This window comes from Gemmatimonadales bacterium (genome assembly GCA_036265815.1).
Classification (GTDB): Bacteria; Gemmatimonadota; Gemmatimonadetes; order Gemmatimonadales; family GWC2-71-9; genus CAVVWJ01.
The window spans coordinates 50,718-69,327 of record DATAOI010000036.1; the positions used below are offsets into that span (position 1 = coordinate 50,718).

General features: G+C 67.9%; 14 protein-coding genes. 6 read left to right on the forward strand and 8 right to left on the reverse strand.

Annotation, left to right across the window (positions count from 1 at the left end):
- Nucleotides 1-6 precede the first annotated feature (6 nt).
- Together VHR41_07565 and VHR41_07570 are read right to left on the reverse strand one after the other, a co-directional pair.
- Nucleotides 7-1,419 (reverse strand): Glu/Leu/Phe/Val dehydrogenase, encoded by a 1,413-nt coding sequence (locus VHR41_07565; GenBank protein ID HEX3234040.1) that lies wholly within the window; start codon nucleotides 1,417-1,419, stop codon nucleotides 7-9.
- Between the two features lie 289 nt (nucleotides 1,420-1,708).
- Entirely contained in the window at nucleotides 1,709-2,059 is a 351-nt protein-coding gene (locus VHR41_07570) for a hypothetical protein (protein HEX3234041.1), read from the reverse strand.
- Between the two features lie 220 nt (nucleotides 2,060-2,279).
- Between VHR41_07570 and VHR41_07575 the strand changes: the two genes are divergently transcribed.
- Nucleotides 2,280-2,798, forward strand: a complete 519-nt coding sequence (locus VHR41_07575) for a hypothetical protein (protein ID HEX3234042.1) — start codon at nucleotides 2,280-2,282, stop codon at nucleotides 2,796-2,798.
- Between the two features lie 23 nt (nucleotides 2,799-2,821).
- On the opposite strand, the gene VHR41_07580 is transcribed toward VHR41_07575, so the two are convergent.
- Nucleotides 2,822-4,711 (reverse strand): gamma-glutamyltransferase, encoded by a 1,890-nt coding sequence (locus tag VHR41_07580; GenBank protein ID HEX3234043.1) that lies wholly within the window; start codon nucleotides 4,709-4,711, stop codon nucleotides 2,822-2,824.
- Between the two features lie 176 nt (nucleotides 4,712-4,887).
- On the opposite strand from VHR41_07580, the gene VHR41_07585 reads away from it, so the two are divergent.
- Nucleotides 4,888-6,858, forward strand: a complete 1,971-nt coding sequence (locus VHR41_07585) for a S9 family peptidase (protein ID HEX3234044.1) — start codon at nucleotides 4,888-4,890, stop codon at nucleotides 6,856-6,858.
- Here VHR41_07585 and VHR41_07590 read toward each other — a convergent pair.
- Entirely contained in the window at nucleotides 6,855-7,679 is an 825-nt protein-coding gene (locus tag VHR41_07590) for an isocitrate lyase/phosphoenolpyruvate mutase family protein (GenBank protein ID HEX3234045.1), read from the reverse strand. The two genes, VHR41_07585 and VHR41_07590, sit on opposite strands and share 4 nt — an antisense overlap.
- 38 nt (nucleotides 7,680-7,717) lie before the next feature.
- Here VHR41_07590 and VHR41_07595 point away from each other — a divergent pair, with 38 nt between their 5' ends.
- The 3 genes from VHR41_07595 to VHR41_07605 all read left to right on the forward strand — a co-directional run bounded on the left by VHR41_07595 (nucleotide 7,718) and on the right by VHR41_07605 (nucleotide 11,417).
- On the forward strand, nucleotides 7,718-8,704 hold the full coding sequence (locus tag VHR41_07595) for an aldo/keto reductase (protein HEX3234046.1): 987 nt from the start codon (nucleotides 7,718-7,720) through the stop codon (nucleotides 8,702-8,704).
- A gap of 152 nt (nucleotides 8,705-8,856) precedes the next feature.
- Entirely contained in the window at nucleotides 8,857-9,393 is a 537-nt protein-coding gene (locus tag VHR41_07600; GenBank protein ID HEX3234047.1) for a DUF305 domain-containing protein, read from the forward strand.
- Nucleotides 9,394-9,434: 41 nt separating this feature from the next.
- Nucleotides 9,435-11,417 carry a hypothetical protein gene (locus tag VHR41_07605; protein HEX3234048.1) on the forward strand — a complete coding sequence of 661 codons (1,983 nt, stop codon included), beginning with the start codon at nucleotides 9,435-9,437 and terminating at the stop codon, nucleotides 11,415-11,417.
- Between the two features lie 7 nt (nucleotides 11,418-11,424).
- On the opposite strand, the gene VHR41_07610 is transcribed toward VHR41_07605, so the two are convergent.
- The 4 genes from VHR41_07610 to VHR41_07625 are packed head-to-tail and all read right to left on the reverse strand — an operon-like array spanning nucleotide 11,425 to nucleotide 16,257.
- Complete coding sequence (locus VHR41_07610; GenBank protein ID HEX3234049.1) at nucleotides 11,425-13,983, reverse strand: CHAT domain-containing tetratricopeptide repeat protein; 2,559 nt, start codon at nucleotides 13,981-13,983, stop codon at nucleotides 11,425-11,427.
- A complete protein-coding gene (locus VHR41_07615; protein ID HEX3234050.1) occupies nucleotides 13,980-14,792 on the reverse strand; it encodes a hypothetical protein in 813 nt (270 codons plus the stop codon). Before VHR41_07615 ends, VHR41_07610 begins: the two co-directional genes overlap by 4 nt.
- Before the next feature lie 21 nt (nucleotides 14,793-14,813).
- A complete protein-coding gene (locus tag VHR41_07620; GenBank protein HEX3234051.1) occupies nucleotides 14,814-15,452 on the reverse strand; it encodes a hypothetical protein in 639 nt (212 codons plus the stop codon).
- A gap of 25 nt (nucleotides 15,453-15,477) precedes the next feature.
- Nucleotides 15,478-16,257, reverse strand: a complete 780-nt coding sequence (locus tag VHR41_07625; protein HEX3234052.1) for a hypothetical protein — start codon at nucleotides 16,255-16,257, stop codon at nucleotides 15,478-15,480.
- 229 nt (nucleotides 16,258-16,486) lie between these two features.
- Here VHR41_07625 and VHR41_07630 point away from each other — a divergent pair, with 229 nt between their 5' ends.
- The gene (locus tag VHR41_07630) at nucleotides 16,487-18,586 is read left to right on the forward strand and encodes an alpha-amylase family glycosyl hydrolase (GenBank protein ID HEX3234053.1); all 2,100 of its coding nucleotides are present in this window, start codon (nucleotides 16,487-16,489) and stop codon (nucleotides 18,584-18,586) included.
- The last annotated feature ends 24 nt before the right edge of the window (nucleotides 18,587-18,610 follow it).

The window sequence follows — 18,610 nt, forward strand, 5'->3', positions numbered from 1 at the left end:
CAGAGCCTAGGGGAAGATTCCGAGCTGAAGATAGCTCGTCGCCACCTTGTCGATCGCCACGATCAGGGCCGCGGTTCGGAGATCGATCTTGCCCTGACGCTTCCAGACCTCCCGGATCGGATGGTAAGCGCTGGTCATGGTTTCTTCGAGTCCGGAGTTCACCAGGTCCTCCTCGCCCGCGCCGTAGGTGACCCGCTCGATCTCCCCCGGCGCGAAGCGCCGGTCGGTGATCCCCTCGACGGCGTGCAGCAGGCGGCCGTAGGCGCCCTGCTCGAACCGCTTCTGCATCCGACCGAACCGCACATGGCCCAGGTTCTTCACCCACTCGAAGTAGGAGACGGTGACACCGCCCGCATTGATGAAGGCGTCGGGGATCACCATCACGTCGCGCCGGGCGAGAATGTCGTCGGCCTCGGGCGTGGTTGGGCCATTGGCGGCTTCGACGACGATCTTGGCCTGGATTCGGGCCGCGTTCTCCGCCGTGATCTGTCGCTCCAGCGCGGCGGGGATGAGGATGTCGCAGTCGAGCTCGAGCGCATCCTCCCGGCGCGCGAGGTCGGTACCGCCGGGGAACCCGAGCAGGGTCCGGCGGTCCTTCCGATAGGCCATGACGCTCTCGAGGTCGAGCCCTTTCGGATTCGCGATGGCACCCTCCGACTCCGCGAGCCCCACCAGCACCGCACCGCCCTCCTGGAAGAAACGAGCGGCGAAGTAGCCCACATTTCCCAGCCCCTGGATCACGACGCGCTTGCCCTGGAGCCCGGCCGACAGTCCCAACGCCTTCATGTCCTCGCCAATGCTTGCCACCTCGCGGACGCCATAGAACACGCCCCGGCCGGTGGCTTCGACCCGCCCCCGAATCCCGCCCTGCGTCACCGGCTTGGCCGTGACGCAACCGAGCGCATCGACCTCCCCGGGGCGCAGCTGGGTATAGGTATCGGCGATCCAGGCCATCTCTCGTGAACTGGTCCCGACATCCGGCGCCGGCACGTCGAGCCCGGGTCCGATGAAGTTCTTCCGCACCAACTCGAACACGTAGCGCCGGGTGATCCGCTCCAGCTCTGCCGGCGAGTAGGTCTTGGGATCGAGCCGGATGCCGCCCTTGGCGCCGCCGAACGGCACGTCCACCAGCGCGCACTTGTAGGTCATCAGCGCCGCCAGCGCCTGGACTTCCTCGGCGTCCACACTCGAGGCGTATCGGATGCCGCCCTTGCAAGGCAGCTTGTGATGGCTGTGCTCGGCCCGCCAGGCATGCATCACCTCGATAGAGCCGTCGTCGCGCTTGATGGGGAAGCTGGTGTAGAAGAGGTTCTTGCTGGCCTTGATGTTGGCGAGCAGGGTGGCGTCATGCTGGGTAAATCCGGCCGCGCGGTCGAACGACCGGTTCACCTGCTCGAGAAAGCTGGCGCCGATGGACATGGGCATTCTCCTCTGACGGGTCCTCCCTATCGAAACCGCGCCAGGACTCCGGCCGCCCCGTGCAGGGTCAGCGCGGACTCGGTCGCCTGGTAAGTCATTACGGCCGGCAGCACGGCTCGGGGGCGGTTCGGTCGTGGAGAGTCGTGAGGACCCATTCGCGATCGGTGACCGCGGTCGCCGCGGAGGACGGCAGCTCGGGAGCCGTCGGTTTCGGGCCGCAAGCGAGCGCGGCGGCGAGGAGCAGGGTCAGACGCATGGAGCGGGGGTTCGGCAAGGACGCCACCGTCCTTCACGGCTGGAATCGACTCTGCTCCTTGAGGACGGCCAGGCTCTTGGAGCCCAAGGTGATGAGGGCCTGAAACGTGCCTTTGACGCCGATGGTGGATCCGGTGCGGGGCGGGCTGGCGGTTTCGCTCACGACGGTGAGCGACCCGGTGGAGTCCTTCACCTGATAGGCGCCCCGTCCGAGCACTCCGGCCGACTCCTTCACCTCACCCTTGATGCGCACGGTCTTCCCGTTGTAGTGGGAGGAGTTGTCGAGCAGCTGGCCGATCGGGGTGACGGAAGCACACCCGGCGAGCATGAGGACGGTGGCAGCGAGCGGGAGGAGACGGCGGAAGCACCGAGGTTGATTGGACATGGTCGACTGCTCCGGATCGGGACGCGTGGTGGGCCGGGCATGGTCACACCGAATGTACCGCGTCCACTGCTCCGCAACCAGCGACTCCAGGCGAGCACCTGCCGAGCCAGCCCCTGGACCATCGCGGTCACCCGCACGACGGCCGGCGATGGCGAGCGAGTCGCAGAGTCTTGTATAGTCCATACAAACGAATGGGCCCTGTTTGGGGAGGTACCTCGCTATGGACGATCGCGTGCTCACCCTGCTGCTCCGCCTGATCCACATACTGGCCGGCGTCTTCTGGGCCGGCTCGGCGTTCCTGCTGGCCGGATTCCTGGTCCCCACCGTCCGCGAGATCGGGCCGGAGGGCGGCCGCTTCATGGCACACCTGGTGACACGCCGCCGGCTTCCCGTGTTTCTCGGCACTGCGATGGGGCTCACCGTGCTCTCTGGGGTGATACTGTACGCACGCACCGCGGCCGCGACTCACGGGACCTGGACCCGCACGGCGCCTGGGATCGCCTACGCTGTCGGGGCTCTGTCGGCCATTGTTGGCGGGGCCGTCGGGATGGGGATCACTGGCGCCGCGGGCAACCGGATGGCTGCCATCGGCCAGCAGGTGGCGCAGACGGGGAGGCCCTCTCCGGAGCAGCAGGCGGAGATCGCGCGGCTCCAGGGCCGCATGGCGCTGGGGGCGCGGGTTGCCGCGGGCCTGGTGGCGGTGGCGGTCGCGGCCATGGCGACGGCGCGATATCTCTGAGGCGCTCGGTCGTACGCCTGACGTCACCAGGCGATGCCGTAGTCCTCTCCGTGGTTGCTGGACGCCCCCCACATCGTCCCGTGCCGGCGGTCAAAGAGGATGGCGTTGATCGGTCCCGAGGTGCGCTCCTCGAACTCCAGCGTGTACCCCATCCGCTGGAGCGCGGTGCGGACGCTGTCCGGCGTGGCTGACGCCAGCAGCATGTGGCCCGGCCGAGCCTCGTGCTCGCCGAACGATGAGCGCATCTGGTAGCTGTTGATGTTGGGAGCCTCCGAGGCCTGCTGCGGCGTCATCCCGAACTCCACGATATCCAGGAAGAACTGGAGCAGGTTCTGATCCTGCGAGTCGCCGCCCTGCACGGCGAACGCCAGGAATGGGAGCCCATTCTTGAGCGCCAGCGTGGGGGTGAGCGTGACGCGCGGGTGCTTGCCGGGTTGGATCACGTTGTAGGGCTCATCTTCCGGCCGGGTGACGAAGCTCTGGGCCCGCTGGCTCAGCCCCACGCCGGTGTGACCGGCGATCACCGCGGGCACCCATCCGCCGCTCGGCGTGATCGAGACGACCCACCCCGCCTCGTCCGCCGCCTCGATGGACGTGGTGCCGCGGTAGAACTGCTCACGAAATAGCGAGTCTGTCGCTGCCGGCGCCAGCGAGCTCTTGGTCTTTTCCCCACGCTTCAGCAGTGTGTCCGGCGGCGGCACCACGGTCCACCGGGCGAGCAGGTTCGCGAAGGGATTGGTCTGACCCTGGAAGGGATACGGGTCGCCGGGGCGCACGTCGGGGTCGTTCCGGGTCGAGTCGATCCGTTGGATCCGGCTCTTGGCGTACGCCTTCGAGAGCAGGCCGCGCACCGGCTCTTCGGGAGGAAACGCGGGATCGCCGTAGTAGAAGTCGCGGTCGGCATAGGCCAGGTTCATCACCTGGTACAGCGTATGGATGTACTTGGGCGAGTTGTAGCCCATCGGCTTCAGCTCGACGTTCTCCAGCATGTTGAGTGCCTGCAGCATGACCGGTCCCTGCTGCCAGATCGGAAGCTTGTAGACCTCGATCCCCTTGTAGGTGGTGCTCAACGGCGTCTCGGTCTTGACCCGCCAGTGCGCCAGATCGGCGGCGGTGATGAGGCCGCCCTCCTCCTGGACGCCGCGTACCAGCTCGCGGCCGATGTCTCCCTTGTAGAACCGGTCGTACGCGGCGTAGATCGCCTCCTTCCGGCTCTTTCCCGCCCGCCGGGCCGCGCGCTCAGCAGCCACCAGCTTGCGCAGGGTCACGGCGAGGTCTTTCTGAACGAATACCTCGCCCGGCTCGGGCGCCTCTCGGGTCTCTCCCTGATGCGGCAGGAAGACGGCGCGCGAATACTTCCACTGCTTGATCCGCCCTTTCTCGCGTTCGATGAAGTCGGCGGTCTCCGCCTCGATGGGGTAGCCGTCGGCCATCTGGATGGCGGGCGCCAGCACGTCCGCCAGGCTGAGGGTGCCGTACTCGGCAAGCATGGTCATCAGACCGCCCGGGGTCCCCGGCGTAATCGCCGCGAGCGGGCCGTATTCGGGCGGGTACCGGTAGCCCTTCCCGCGATAGAATTCGACCGTGGCGCCGGCCGGTGCCACTCCCAGGGCATCGATCCCGATCACCCGCTTGAGGCCCGGATGATAGATGAGCGCCTGGGTCTCGCCGCCCCACGACAGCACGTCCCACATGGTGGTGACCGCGGCCAGCATCGCACAGGCGGCGTCGACGGCGTTGCCACCCTTCTGGAACATGGCCGCGCCGGCGGTGGCGGCCAGCGGCTTCCCGGTGATGGCGAGCCAATGTCGGGCGTGGAGGGGAGGCTTCTCGGTCTGCTGAGCGGCGAGAGGCACCGATGAGAGAAGGCAGGTCAGGGCAGCAACGTAGGCTGCTCGGCACCGAGGTGTCATGTTCGATCTCCACTACCTCGAAAGAAAATGCGTCAGCTCCCGGGCGACTCCTCCTGCGGACTGGCCCGCTTATCAAGATGGACCTCAGCGGCCGGACCACAAGATCGTGCCCGCACGGGTTCGGTCCTGGCGGCGTGCAGGGATGCCGCCCGGTGGCGGTGCCTGTAGAATTGAGCATGTGCCAGGACTTGGCCCGAGTCGCGCTCGCTCTCACCTTGCTGCTCTGCTGGACAGCCGCGCACGCCCAGGACTCCGCCACCATCTCGCCCAACGAAAACCTGGTCACCGACGGCGTGCCGCCGATTCCCGCCGCCATCGCCCAGGCCGCCCGGCGCTACACCGAGTCGCGCTCGGCGTCGCTGCTGGACTGGCACCCTGCCAGGCGGGAGATCCTGATCAGCACCCGCTTCGCCAACACGCCGCAGATTCACCGGGTGGTCTCGCCGGGCGGCGCCCGCACCCAGCTCACCTTCGCCGAGGAGCCGGTCTCCCAGGCGGTCTACGAGCCGCGGACCGGGCGCTACTTTCTCTTTCTCAAGGACGCGGGGGGCAACGAGTTCTCCCAGATCTACCGGTTCGATCTCCCCGGCGGCGAGATCACCCTGCTCACCGACGGACGCTCGCAGAACGGCGGCATCGAGTGGTCCACCGCCGGCGACCGCATCGCCTACGGCTCGACCCGGCGCAACGGCACCGACCGCGACATCTACGTGATGAACCCGGCGGATCCGAAGACCGATCGTCTCCTGCTCCAGGTACAAGGCGGAGGATGGGGGGTAACCGACTGGTCGGCGGATGACCGGACGCTCATCGCCGAAGAGACCCGCTCGGTGACCCAGAGCTCACTCTGGCTGGTAGACGTGACGCGGGGAGAGAAGTCCCCGCTGATGCCGGCCGACACGGGCGACACCGCGGTCTACTCTGCGGCACGATTCAGCCGGGACGGGCGGGGCGTGTACCTGATCACCGATCAGGGATCGGAGTTCCGGCGGCTGGCCTTCATGGACCTGACCAGCCGGCGGATCACTCCACTGACGCCCCGGATCGACTGGGATGTCGACCAGTTCGAGCTCTCCTGGGACGGGAGCACGATCGCCTTCGTGGCCAATGAGGAAGGGGTCTCGAGGCTCTACCTGCTCGACACCAGGACGCGGCGCATTCGTAGCGTTCCCGGCCTCGCGTCCGGCATCATCAGCGGGCTCGTGTGGCAACGCGGCGGCGGGCGGCTGGGATTCACACTGGTGACGACCCGCTCCCCGGGCGACGCCTACTCACTCGATCCGGGCACCGGGAAGCTCACCCGATGGACCGAGAGCGAGACCGGCGGGCTCGATACCTCCGTCCTGCCCACTCCTGCGCTCATCCGCTGGCCCAGCTTCGACGGGCGCCAGATCTCGGGATTCTACTCTCGGCCACCGGCGCGGTTCTCCGGCAAACGGCCGGTGGTGATCAACATTCATGGGGGACCCGAAGGCCAGGCGCGACCGGGATTTCTCGGCCGGAGCAACTACCTCCTGAACGAGCTGGGCGTGGCGATCATCGCGCCCAATGTCCGGGGGTCGACCGGCTACGGGAAATCCTTCGTCAAGCTCGACAACGGGGTCAAGCGGGAAGACACCGTGAAGGACATCGGCGCGCTGCTCGACTGGATTGGCCGGCAACCCGAGCTGGACGGCTCCAGGGTGATGGTGACCGGCGGCAGCTACGGCGGTTACATGACCCTCATGGTCGCGACCACGTACAACGACCGGATCTGCTGCTCACTCGACGTGGTGGGGATCTCCAACCTCGCCACCTTCCTCGCCCATACGGAGAGCTATCGGCGGGATCTCCGGCGGGTGGAGTACGGTGACGAGCGCGACCCGGAGACGCGTGCCTTCATGGAGCGCACCGCCCCGGCCAACAACGCCGCCAAGATCACCAAGCCGCTGTTCGTGGTTCAGGGGGCCAACGATCCCCGGGTGCCGCGGAGCGAGGCGGAGCAGATGGTCGCCACTGTCAAGCGGAACGCCAATCCGGTCTGGTACCTGCTGGCCAAAGACGAGGGGCACGGATTCCGGAAGAAGGCGAACGCGGACTTCCAGTTCTATGCCAGCGTGGAGTTCATCCGAAATTATCTGCTGGGCGAGGGAGGAGCGCACCCCTAGGGGCGCTCCGAAGCGAAGGCCCCGTTGATCTCGGAAAATGGAATGGCGCGGGCCAGCCCGGTGAATGTTCCACGCTCCGCGATCTCCTTCGCCGCCTCCAGGAAACCAGTCCATGCGACGCGGGCCAGTGCGCCGCCGACGCTGATGCGCCGCACCCCCGCCGCGGCGAGCTCTGCCACCGTGGCGAGCTCGCTGCCGACCAGCACGTTGACCGGCTTGGGAGCTACGGCCGCGACCACCGCTCCGATCTCGCCCCGGCTACGCAGACCCGGTGCGTAGAGGCAATCGGCGCCCGCCTCCGCGTAGGCGGTGAGCCGTCGGATCGTTTCCGCCAGGTCGGGGCGGCCGACGATGAAGCCTTCCGATCGGCCGGTGAGCAGGACGCCCGAGCGGCTCGCGTCGATCGCCCGCCGCGCCGCCCGGACGCGCTCGACGGAGAGAGCGAAGTCGAAGAGCGGATTGGACGGGTCGCCGGTCGAGTCCTCGATCGAGAGTCCGGCGACCCCAGTACCCACTGCGGCCGCGACGTTGGCGGCTACGTCGGCCGGCTCGGTTGCGAATCCCCCTTCGAAGTCTCCGTTGACCGGCACCTCGACGCTCCGGGCTATCTCGCGAAAGTGGTCCAGGGCCTGGTCCAGCGACACCGCGTTGTCGGGCCGGCCCTGGGACCAGGCGAACCCCGAGCTGGTGGTGGCGAGCGCCTGGAATCCCAGGCGGGCCAGCAGGCGCGCGCTGCCCACGTCCCACGGGTTGGGGATGAGGAAGCAGCCGGCCTCGTGGAGTCGCCGAAACACCCGGCAGCGCTCGGACATCTGGCTCATAGTACCAAGATAGTCCGTCCCTCCTTATCGTTTGGCGCATGTTGACGACGCGGGCGCTGGGCACCCAGGGTCTCTCGGTCTCCGCCATGGGCCTCGGCTGCATGGGGATGAGCCAGTCCTATGGCACCCCAGACGATCAGGAGTCGGTCGCCACGATTCACCGCGCCCTCGAGCTTGGCGTGACCCTCTTTGACACCGCCGAGGTGTACGGCCCGTACAGTAATGAAACGTTGCTCGGCCAGGCCCTGGAGGGGCGGCGCGACCGCGCCATCATCGCGACCAAGTTCGGTTGGGAGATCGGCTCCAAGAAGCGCGGCGGGTTGGACAGCCGGCCGGCACACATCCGTGAGGCCGTGGAGGGCTCACTCCGCCGGCTCCGCACCGACCACATCGACCTGCTGTACCAGCACCGGGTCGACCCGCAGGTGCCGATCGAGGATGTGGTGGGGACCATGGGCGACCTGGTGCGGGAGGGAAAGGCGCGTTACCTCGGGTTGAGCGAGGCAGGCGCCCGGACCATCCGACGGGCGCACGCGGTGCACCCGATCTCCGCGCTGCAGAGCGAATACTCTCTCTGGGAGCGCAATCTGGAAGCCGCCATACTTCCGCTCCTCCGGGAGCTCGGCATCGGGCTGGTGCCGTTCAGCCCGCTGGGTCGCGGCTTCCTGACCGGCACGGCGCGCCGGGCGGAGGAATACGCCGAGGGCGATTACCGCCGGCGCGACCCGCGCTTCCAGGGCGCCAACTTCGACGCCAACATGCGCGCGGCCGCCGTGGTTGGCGAGGTGGCCGCCGGGCTCGGTGCCACGCCCGGCCAGGTGGCGCTCGCCTGGGTGCTGCATCAGGGCGAGGACCTGGTTCCGATCCCCGGCACCAAGCGCCGGCGCTTCCTGGAGGAGAACATGGCTGCGGCGGACCTTCGGCTGGGCCTCGCCGAGCTGGCGCGACTGAATGCGGCGCTCCCTCCGGCGGGAGTGGCCGGTCCGCGATACACCGACGACATGATGGCTTACATCGACCGCTAGAGCATATGACAGCGACACATACGACCTGGGTGGCCGCTCTAGTGTCCGCCGCCCTCGGAACGGCATGCAGCAGTGCATCCGGAGGAGCCCCGGCGCCGGCTCCCGCGCCGGCCCATGAGTCAGCCGCCCGCCGGCAAAGCGACCTGGCGGCCATGGCCAGGGCGAGGGCCGACAGCGTCCGTCATCCCTACACCGAGGCGGACGTTCGGTTCATGTCTCACATGATCGGCCATCATGCCCAGGCGATCGTGATGTCGGGCTGGGCGCCCACTCACGGTGCCAGCTCGTCAGTGCGCATCCTGGCCGAGCGGATCATCAACGCCCAGCAGGACGAGATCGCGACGATGCAGCGGTGGCTGGGCGACCGCCAGAAGCCCGTGCCGCAAGTGACGGACACTGGGATGGGGATGACGATGGCGGGTGGCGAGCAGATGTTGATGCCGGGAATGCTCACCCCGGATCAGATGAAACAGCTCGACCAGGCCAAGGGCAGCGAGTTCGACCGCCGGTTTCTCAGGTTCATGATCCAACACCATCGCGGCGCCGTGTCCATGGTCAAGGACCTGTTCGGGACCTACGGCGCCGGCCAGGATGAGACGGTGTTCAAGTTCGCCTCTGACGTCAACGTCGATCAGACCACAGAGATTGCCCGAATGGAGAAGATGCTCGCGGTTCTTCCGCCCGGCTGACACTCCTCATGATTCCCTCTGCTCCCCCAAAGGACATCGCAATGCGCTTCGCCGCCCCGATGCTTTCCCTGTCACTTGCCGCCGGGCTCCTGATGGCGACGGCATGCGCCCATTCGACCTCCAGCTCCAGCATGTCGTCGTCCGCGGCGGCGCCGAACCCCGACCCGCGCGTGGGGCTCCACGCCGGAGTCATGGATGCCGGCGAGGCGGTGTGGAACCTGAAGGTGGACTCCAAGAATCCTCCCTCGCCCAAGTTCGCGGGCGAGACCAATTCCGACCTCTCCTTCACCGGCCACTACGCCATCCAGGGCAGCTACAATGGGTATCAGGTCTGGGACATCGCCAACCCCAGCAAGCCCTCGCTGGAGACGGCGTACGTCTGCCCCGCGTCGCAGAGCGACGTCTCGGTCTACAAGAACCTGCTCTTCGTGTCGGGGGAAGGCCTCTCCGCGCGGCTCGACTGCGGGGCCGAGGGCGTGCCGGACACGGTGAGCAAGGAGCGGCTGCGCGGCCTTCGCATCTTCGACATCAGCGATCTCGCCAACCCCAAGAACGTCGGTAACGTGCAGACCTGCCGGGGTTCGCATACTCATACGGTGGTGGTCGATCCCAAGGATAGCGAGAACGTCTACGTCTACATCTCGGGCTCGGCCAGCGTGCGGTCGCCGAGCGAGCTCCCCGGCTGCTCCAATGCGATGCCGGAAAGCGATACCAGCTCGGCACTATTCCGCATCGAGGTCATCAAGGTACCGGTGGCCCATCCGGAGCAGGCGGCCATCGTCAATTCCCCGCGGATCTTCGAGAACCTCGTGGCGCCCCCCAAGCACGGCGACACGCCGGAGGACAGCATCGCCAAGGTGAAGGAGCTCGCCGACGCGCGCGCTCACGGCGGGTTCATCGTGACGATGCACGGTGAAGACAGGGTCCTGTCGGACCAGTACACCGGCCCGATGCTCGACAGCATCGTCGCGGCCCGGAAGGGCACCGGCGCGCCGACCGCGGCCGACAGCGCCACGCTGCGCGAGGCGCTCCCCCACATCATCGCGGCGATGATGGGCCCCGAGCCCAAGGCGGAGAACGGCCCGCCTCCCGGCCCGACCCAGTGCCATGACATCACGGTCTATCCGGCGATCGGCCTGGCCGGTGGCGCCTGCGAGGGCTACGGGCTGCTGCTCGACATCAGCGATCCGGTCCATCCGAAGCGCATCGATGCCGTGGCCGACTCCAACTTCTCCTACTGGCATTCGGCCACGCTCAACAACGACGGGACCAAGGCGCTGTTCTCCGACGAGTGGGGTGGCGGCGGCCAAGCCAAGTGTCGCGCCACCGATAAGCGCGAGTGGGGCGCGGACGCAATCTTCACCATCGTCGATCGGAAGCTGCACTTCCAGAGCTATTACAAGCTCCCGGCGCCGCAGACCCCGGAGGAGAACTGCGTGGCCCACAACGGGTCGCTGATCCCGATTCCGGGCCGGGACGTGATGGTGCAGGCGTGGTATCAGGGCGGCATCTCGGTGTTCGACTGGACTGATGCCGCGCATCCCAAGGAGATCGCCTTCTTCGACCGCGGGCCGATGGACTCCACCAGGATGGTCGGGGCCGGATACTGGTCCGCCTACTGGTACAACGGGGTCATCGTCACCTCCGAGATCGCCCGCGGTCTCGACATCTTCGACCTGACGCCCAGCGCGTTCCTCTCACAGAACGAGATCGACGCCGCCAAGTCGGTGCACTTCGACTACCTGAACGTGCAGGGACAGCCCCGGATCGTCTGGCCCGCCACCTTTGCGCTGGCGCGGGCGTACCTGGACCAGCTGGAGCGGTCGAAGGGGCTGGATGCGGGCCGGATCGCCGCCACGCGGTCGGCGCTGGCCGACGCCGAGAAGGCCTCGGGCACGGCGCGGCAGGACGCGTTGACCAAGGTGGCCACGGAGCTGGACGGAGAGTCGGGCGGGGCGGGGGATGCCGCGAAGGTGCGGACGCTCGCTGGCGCGGTCCGGCAGTTGGCGGGGGCGACGACCTGACGCCTGGCTATCTCGCTCCTGCCAGCTGGAATGCCGCCCAGTAGCGGGGCTCAGCGAACTCCCTGTGCCGCCGTACCTGCGCCTGGGCACGCCGGAGCGCCTCAGCCTTGCCAGCCTGGGGCTCGGCCAGCCACTGGCGGTAGAAGGACTCCATCAGCAAAGCTGTGGCCTCGTCGGGCACGTTCCAGAGACTCACTAGAACGCTCCGGGCGTGCTTGGCGAGGAAAGCGCGTTGCAGGCCCACCGTGCCTTCCGCCTCCTTCAGATTGCCGAGCCCCGTCTGGCAGGCGCTGAGCACGATCAGGTCGGCGGAGAGTGTGGGAAGCTGGTCCAGCACTTCGCCCACGGTGAGCAGGCCGTCGTCCGCCGGGGCGGGCTTGGCCTCCGGGCCGGGCGCCAGGGCCACGAACGACGCTCGCGCCAGCGCGTCGGTCTCGTAGGCGAAGCCGTGTGTCTCCAGATGCACCACCGGTGCCTGCGCGATGCGGCTTCGGACGGCGCGCTCGGTGGCATCCCCGCCGATGAGTACCTCGGCCCCGAGCTGCGCGGCGACGTCCCGGCTCGACCGCTCTGCCCCCGGGAGCGGAGACGGCGTGAACTCGACATCACAGAAGCGCACCTTGGGCATACGAGGATTTCCCACTACGAGCGCGCGGCGGAGCGCCGCCACCCGGGCCACCCCAGTGTCGAGGCCAGGGAGAGCGTCAGCTTCCCGCAACGTCGACAGGGAGGGCGCGTAACGAAGGGCATATCGCAGCCCCAAAGCATCGTCAGATGCGCCGAGCGGTAGGGCGGCGAACGGAACCAGGTTGAGGGGCCCATGAGGTAGCACCAACAGCTCACCTGCCGGGGGCAGAAGGGCACGCGCGGCGGGTGGCAACAGGAGCTCGGACAGGGCACGAACTGCATCCCGGCCCGCTGCAGCGCTCGGCGTCGGCGCCCGCTCACAACGATCATCCGGCGCGAGAGCCGCACGGGCATCCCGCACGCGGGCCGCGAGCGTGTCTCGCGACACCGGCACCCGCAGGACCGACACCTCGCCCGGCGGGCGTACGACCCAGAGAACGAGTGTATCGCGGGTGACGAGATAGACCAGGGCCGCTGCCGCCCCGCTGCGTTCGATCGTCGTGCCCCAGCCGCGGCCTTCGGAAGCGAGATCTCGGCCGGCTGGAAGCTCCGGCTCCCGCGCCGCGGCACCGCGCATCAGATCGAGGAGGGCGCGGGCCCGGCCCTTCTCGGCCGCGGCCAGCGCCGCCCACGCTGACGCGGGTGCACCGACCTCGTCGCCCCGGGCCAGCCACGCCAGCGCCCATTCCTCGTAGAGCCCGACGTCCTGCTCGGCGAAGCTGAGCCGGTCCGCATCTCCGCCCGATCGGCGACTTGTCTCACCGCGCAAAGCCGACGCCGAGTCGTAGTACGACGTTGCCACCCGGAGGTCCCGTCCCACCTTGCGGCGGTGAAAGGCGCTGGCGAGGTGGAAGAGGGTCTGCCCCGCGCGCGCGCCGTCGCCGGTTCGGTGGAGCAGAGCGAGTGCCGCGCGGTAGTTGGCGACCGCGCTATCCGACTGCCCGAGGGCCAGCTGGACCTGGCCCAGATCGTCGAGGCCCCAGCTCTGTCCGGTCAGATCCCCCACCTCCCGCTTGATGGCCAGCCCCTGCCGAACCGCCAGGAGGGCCGAGTCCAGCCGGCCCGACTCCGATTGCACCCTTCCCATGTTGATGAGGGTCAGGGCCGCGAAGGAACGCTGTCCGGCGGCGAGTGAGGTGGCAAGCGATCGGCGGAGATAGGTCAGGGAGGAATCGGGACGCCCCAGCAGGTCGAACGAGTACGCGATGTTGTTGAGCGTCGCCCCCTCGCCCGCGCGGTCGCCAACCTGCCGACGAAGGGCGAGGGCCACATGGAGGAGGGCGAGTGCCGAATCCGGGCGGGCGAGGGTCTGGTTCACCCGGCCGAGGTTGTTGAGGGTGACCGCTTCGCCGAATTTGTCCTGCTCACCACGCTCGAGAGCGAGAGCCTGATCGAGGTACACGGTGGCGGAGTCGATCCAGCCCAGCTGATGAAATGCGGTGCCCAGGTTATTCAGGAGTATGCCTTCGAGCGGGCGGAGTCGCCCCCGGTGGGCCACCGGAAGCGCGGCGCGATAGCGGGCCAGGGCCGAGTCGGTACGTCCCAAATACTGCTCTGCCTGGCCGACGGCGGTGAGCACCACGGCGTGGGCCGGAGAGTCGGGCCGATCCGCGAGCAGCGCCAGAGCCGTACGGCCATGGTCGAGCGCGGACTCGCCCCGGCCGAGTCCGGTCTCGAGCACGGCTGCGGTGGCCAGCATCCTGGCCTGCCTGGCACTGTTGTGGGCACGGCCGTAGCAGGCTGCGGCCTCCAGCAGTCGCGCGACGGCGCGCTCCTGGTCTTGCTCGGATCCCCGACTCAGCCCGGTCTCCCGCTCCTCGCACGGAGGCTCGGCCCCGGCGCCCGACGCAGCGACCGGATTCATCCGGATCGCCGCCGGAGAGCCGACGGCCAGGAGCAGCAGCGGGACCACCATGCCCCTGTGGGGGGCGCGCATCATCGCGCCGGAGCTCCCTCCAATTTCACGTTGTTGAACAGCAAGGCCGTCGCCTGATCGGTGTCGCCTCCCACCTCGTCAACGACGATCTCGAGCGAGGCGCGCTTGCCTCGGAGGGGAGAGACGCTGACTGTCTCGGCAAGCCAACCGGTGCAGAGAGAATAGGTGGTCGTCACGGTCGTCATGGAATCCTGGCCGCATCCACCCGGAAGCGGGCTCAGTGTTCCGCCGGGCTGGAGGTCCGACGTGGTGACTTTGAGGAGAGGGAGCGTGTCGCCCTCCGCCACGACACGGACGAGCGCCGAGTCCTGGTGGGTCGCTGGCGAGTTGCGGGAGGTGAGGAAGGCATAATCGAACGTGATGCGGGCCGCCTCCAGGGAATCGCTGCCTGGAATGTCGAAGGTATCGCTCGCGATCCCGCTCCGGATGACGACGACGGAGTCGACGGAGTCGTCGAAGTCCATATCCTCCAGAAAATTCGAGGTCGTGACGAAGCCGAACGAATCGCTCGCGGAGGCGATGTCCCCGAATCGATCCGTGACCCCGGCCACCCCGCATTGCCCCGTCGTGAAGCAGAACAGCCTGCTCGAGTCGCCAAAATTGGCCTGGCCGAAGAGGTATCTCCAGTTGGTGGGGACGGCCTGCCCGGCAAAGCCCTCGACGCCGGTGTCGTTGAAGCCGCCATTCAGCAGCGCGCCGGTGTCGCCGAAATCACCGGGCTCGCGAGTGGACGTACTGTCGGTGCATCCCCCGGCAAGCATGGTGGTAAACAGCGCGACCGCGAGACTGCGGATGACGGACGGCGGCCCCATGGCATCCTCCTCTTGAGTAGGCTAGGTGGGGGGCGGCGGCGCCCGCTGGCGCCCCTTTCGGGAGCGGGGCGAGGATGCGGCCGTGTGCCGCCGACGGGGCTGGGCCAGCTCGCTTCCCCCGAGCGAGAGGATCACGCTCTGGATCAGCAGCAGGTAACACAGGGCGTAGGCCAGCACCACCAGGACGAGGTGGGGCCCGTAAGCTCCCCGCAGGGCCGACAGCTCGGAGCCTACCTGGCGGACCACGTCCTGATCGGACATGCCACGGAGATCCTCGTCGGCCACGGTGAGCCCCACGAGCACGTAGCGCTCCTCCGCCGGGTTCTGATAGGAGACTTGCCGTACGAAGAGCACGTTGAGGGTCCCGAGCACCAGGAGGAGAACCGCTGTGACGGTCGCGACCATCCGGAGGTGACGACGGAGCGCGGTTCGCCAGGCCCAGGTCAGCACGAAGGCGACGACCACGATCAGGCTGGCGAGGAAGCGGAAAGGGACCAGTGGCTCGGGGAGCAGGCGCTCGGGCGCGAACAACCCGACGGCCGCGCTGATAGCAGCGGCGAGCAACGCATAGCTCGCCGGGATGCTCTTGATCCAGTCGAAGAACCCGAGATGCTCGGGTGGCGTGACCTCGGCTGAGGGATCCGCGGGCGGGTCAGTCATCGGGCTCTCCGGGGTGCTCGGTCCGTCATGGAGGTGGCCGGTCACCCTGCAGCGGAAGCCTGATCACGCAACCGTCGGCGCACGGCCAATCAACGGTCGTGTCCCGTTGCGTCGCCGGGTCGGCGTACTTGATCTGGTAGGTGACCGCCGGGACGAGAAGCGACGTGTCGGTGGTGACGCGGATCCACGGAGCCCGGGTATTCCGATAGGCCCAGCGGCGGTAGAGCACCTCCAGCGGTTGTGGGGCGGTCACCTTGAGCGTTGCCCTCCTCGCCGCCGAGAGGGCATCGAGAGCGGCGACCGCGTCGGCCGCGGAGGTCACCTCCGCGGCGAGCGCTGCGCCCCCGGGCGTAGCGGCAACCACACTTTGGGCGTCGCGCACGTAGCTCGCCTCGCGCAGAACGCTCCGGCTGGGTTCGAGCAGGGGCGAGGTGGTGAGCAGAGTCACGATCTCCCGGGTGGCCGCCGTATCGCGGCGCAACGCAATGGCCTCGCCAAACTGGCCAAGAGCGGAGTCGCGCTGGCCCAGGCGCTGGTAGGCTCGACCGGCATTATCGTGGGCGGCTGCCTCGTTCACGACCCGACCGGCGCCACTGTAAAGTTCCGCCGACTGCAGCCACAGATCCTTGGCCTGCCGGAAGCCCGCGGAATTGCCTGCCTCGTAAGCGGCTCCGGCTCGGGCGTCGAGCCGCTGGGCCTCCTGGACTTGCGAGCGCACGGTAACGGCGGGTGGATGCGCCGCGCAGGCGGCCAGCGCAGAGCAGAACAGGGGCACAGTCGCGGCCAGGCGCGCAGAGGACCACACCGAATGGGGTCTCGATGGTGAGGGGAGGGGGGAGCCTCTACGCTACAGTCCTAGTCGCGGAAGTCAACAGCCACGTGCGTCGACAGTCCGCGGCACGAATCGACCCATTTCCCAGGCGCCACCGGCCGCGGAGCTGGAGGGTGTGGACCTACCGCGGCCCCCCCCCGCCGTCTTCCCCCAGAGATGCTACGTTAGTCCAGAACGAGCGGCCTATTCTGACGAGAGTCCAATGCTCCCACCGCTCTTGAAACGGAAACAGACCCACTTCGTCTTCTGGCGTCCCGGTCCGGACAGGTCCCCGCCCAAGCTCGTCATCGGCGTGTTTGCGGCGGGCACCCCAGCGACACTGGCTCAGCGGCAGGAAATTCCGCTCGCCGCCTCCGCGGATGCCGACGAGGTGTGGGAGGTGGCGGCCGCCGACTGCGGCCTGACGGACGGGCAGGTCTACCACTACTGGTTCGAGACCGCGGACACCCGGCCGTTCCGAACCTCCAACGCCAGTCTCCTGTGCACGGACCCGACCGCCTGGGCCGTGGACTGGCGGCTGCGCGCGAACAACGGAGACGATGAGGCCGCGGCCGGGGTGATTCGCTTTCGCAACGGCAGGCTCCTACCGAGCGACGCCGAGACCGAGCCGTTGCTCTTCGATGACGGCCCCGGCGCCGATGTGCCGATGAGCGATCTGCCGAGCAATCACCGCCTGGTCATCTACGAGGTACCGACGGCCTGGACCAAAGTGGGGGACCTGGCGGATGCGACCAATGTCGGCGTCGGCACTTTCCGGGACGTGCAGGCGCTGATCGAGCCCGGAACTCGTGGGGGCCGCTTTGCCGCCATCCGGCGGGTACGGGAGCATCGACACCTGATCGAGCTCGGCGCCAACGCCCTCGAGCTGCTGCCGCCGGCGGACACCTTCGTGGACCGGAGGTCCTGGGGCTATGCCACGAGCAACTACTTCGCCCCCGATTTCGACCTGGGGCGGCCTGTCGATCCCGCCGCGCCAGCGGCCACGAACGCCGCCAGACCATCGACGGCAGTGAGCGACTTCCTGGCGCTAATCCGGTCGTGTCATCGAAACGGGATCCGCTTCTTCTACGATGCGGTGATGGCCTTCGCGAACCACGATCCCTACCGCGTCGCGGACTTCATGGACTTTCACGTGTTCTTCACCGACCTGGCGCACGGCCCATTCGACCACCTGGATCCGGAGCAGGACGGGCGCGACGGATTCGGAGGTGACCTCTGGAAGTACGCGTTCCGGCAGCGGAGCTTCGACCCGCTGACCGGCCAGACGGCGGACCTGGTGCGCGCCCGCCGGCACATGCTGACCCACCTTCTGTACTGGATGTCCCGATATCATATCGACGGGCTGCGGCTGGACAGCGTCAACAACTACAACAACTGGGATTTCGCCGGCGACGTCCGACGGGAGACGCGAGCTGCCTGGCGCCAGCGCTGGGCAGCCGAAGGCAATCCGGCCTCCGGCGCGGACGAGCGGTTTCTGGTGGTGGGCGAGGAGCTGGCGGTGCCCAAACCATTGCTGGCGCACCTGGACGGTCTCTGGAACGAGGACTTCAAGAGGATCCTGCGAAAGGTGATCCTGGGACGCAACGCGGACGGAGAGCCGTCATTCGAGTGGAGTGTGCGCAAGCTGATCGATTGCCGCAACCTCGGATTCGGCGGCACCACGCAGGCCGTGAATTACGTCGGATCCCACGACGTCGGCGGGACCGGGAACGAGCGACTGTACAACTACCTGGATCTCAACGGCGTGGCGCTCAAGGAGAAGCAGATCAAGCTGGCATTCGTTTGCCTGCTCACGGCGGTCGGTATTCCCATGATTCTCGCGGGCGACGAGTTCGCGGACCAGCACGACGTCGACATCTTCCACGGGAGTACCAACGGCCGGACGCCCGACGACAACAAGCAGCTGGACCCGGTCAACTACGAGCGGCTGGACCAGGATCCCTGGCGGCAGCAGGTGTTCGAGTACGTCTCCCGCCTGGTGAAGTTCCGGACCAGCTCCGATGCGCTCTCCGTCGACGACACCGCCTTCATCCACCTCGACTTCAACGATGGCAAGCGGGTCCTGACGTGGAGACGAGGGCGGGAGGGGTTGGACGCGCCCGTCGTGGTGGTGGCGAACTTTTCGGACTGGGGTACGACGGATCCCGATAATCCGGCGGCTGAGTACGTGGTCGCCAACTGGCCCGCCACTCCGCAGGGGAAACATTGGCGCGAGATCACTCGGGGCCGCCGGGTGGCGGCGCACCGGGTTGGGCGAGAGCCGCTGTTCCCCTGGGAAGCGAAGGTGTACGCGCTGGAATGACCGAGTCGTTTCTGGGTGGCGCAC

What these genes read in the sequence shown, in the direction of transcription:
- VHR41_07585 (HEX3234044.1), top strand. Translation starts at nt 4,888, where the DNA reads ATGTGCCAGGACTTGGCCCGAGTCGCGCTCGCTCTCACCTTGCTGCTC.
- VHR41_07565 (HEX3234040.1), bottom strand. Translation starts at nt 1,419, where the DNA reads ATGTCCATCGGCGCCAGCTTTCTCGAGCAGGTGAACCGGTCGTTCGAC.
- VHR41_07610 (HEX3234049.1), bottom strand. Translation starts at nt 13,983, where the DNA reads ATGATGCGCGCCCCCCACAGGGGCATGGTGGTCCCGCTGCTGCTCCTG.
- VHR41_07600 (HEX3234047.1), top strand. Translation starts at nt 8,857, where the DNA reads ATGGCCAGGGCGAGGGCCGACAGCGTCCGTCATCCCTACACCGAGGCG.
- VHR41_07570 (HEX3234041.1), bottom strand. Translation starts at nt 2,059, where the DNA reads ATGTCCAATCAACCTCGGTGCTTCCGCCGTCTCCTCCCGCTCGCTGCC.
- VHR41_07630 (HEX3234053.1), top strand. Translation starts at nt 16,487, where the DNA reads ATGCTCCCACCGCTCTTGAAACGGAAACAGACCCACTTCGTCTTCTGG.
- VHR41_07575 (HEX3234042.1), top strand. Translation starts at nt 2,280, where the DNA reads ATGGACGATCGCGTGCTCACCCTGCTGCTCCGCCTGATCCACATACTG.
- VHR41_07620 (HEX3234051.1), bottom strand. Translation starts at nt 15,452, where the DNA reads ATGACTGACCCGCCCGCGGATCCCTCAGCCGAGGTCACGCCACCCGAG.
- VHR41_07615 (HEX3234050.1), bottom strand. Translation starts at nt 14,792, where the DNA reads ATGGGGCCGCCGTCCGTCATCCGCAGTCTCGCGGTCGCGCTGTTTACC.
- VHR41_07595 (HEX3234046.1), top strand. Translation starts at nt 7,718, where the DNA reads ATGTTGACGACGCGGGCGCTGGGCACCCAGGGTCTCTCGGTCTCCGCC.
- VHR41_07590 (HEX3234045.1), bottom strand. Translation starts at nt 7,679, where the DNA reads ATGAGCCAGATGTCCGAGCGCTGCCGGGTGTTTCGGCGACTCCACGAG.
- VHR41_07580 (HEX3234043.1), bottom strand. Translation starts at nt 4,711, where the DNA reads ATGACACCTCGGTGCCGAGCAGCCTACGTTGCTGCCCTGACCTGCCTT.
- VHR41_07605 (HEX3234048.1), top strand. Translation starts at nt 9,435, where the DNA reads ATGCGCTTCGCCGCCCCGATGCTTTCCCTGTCACTTGCCGCCGGGCTC.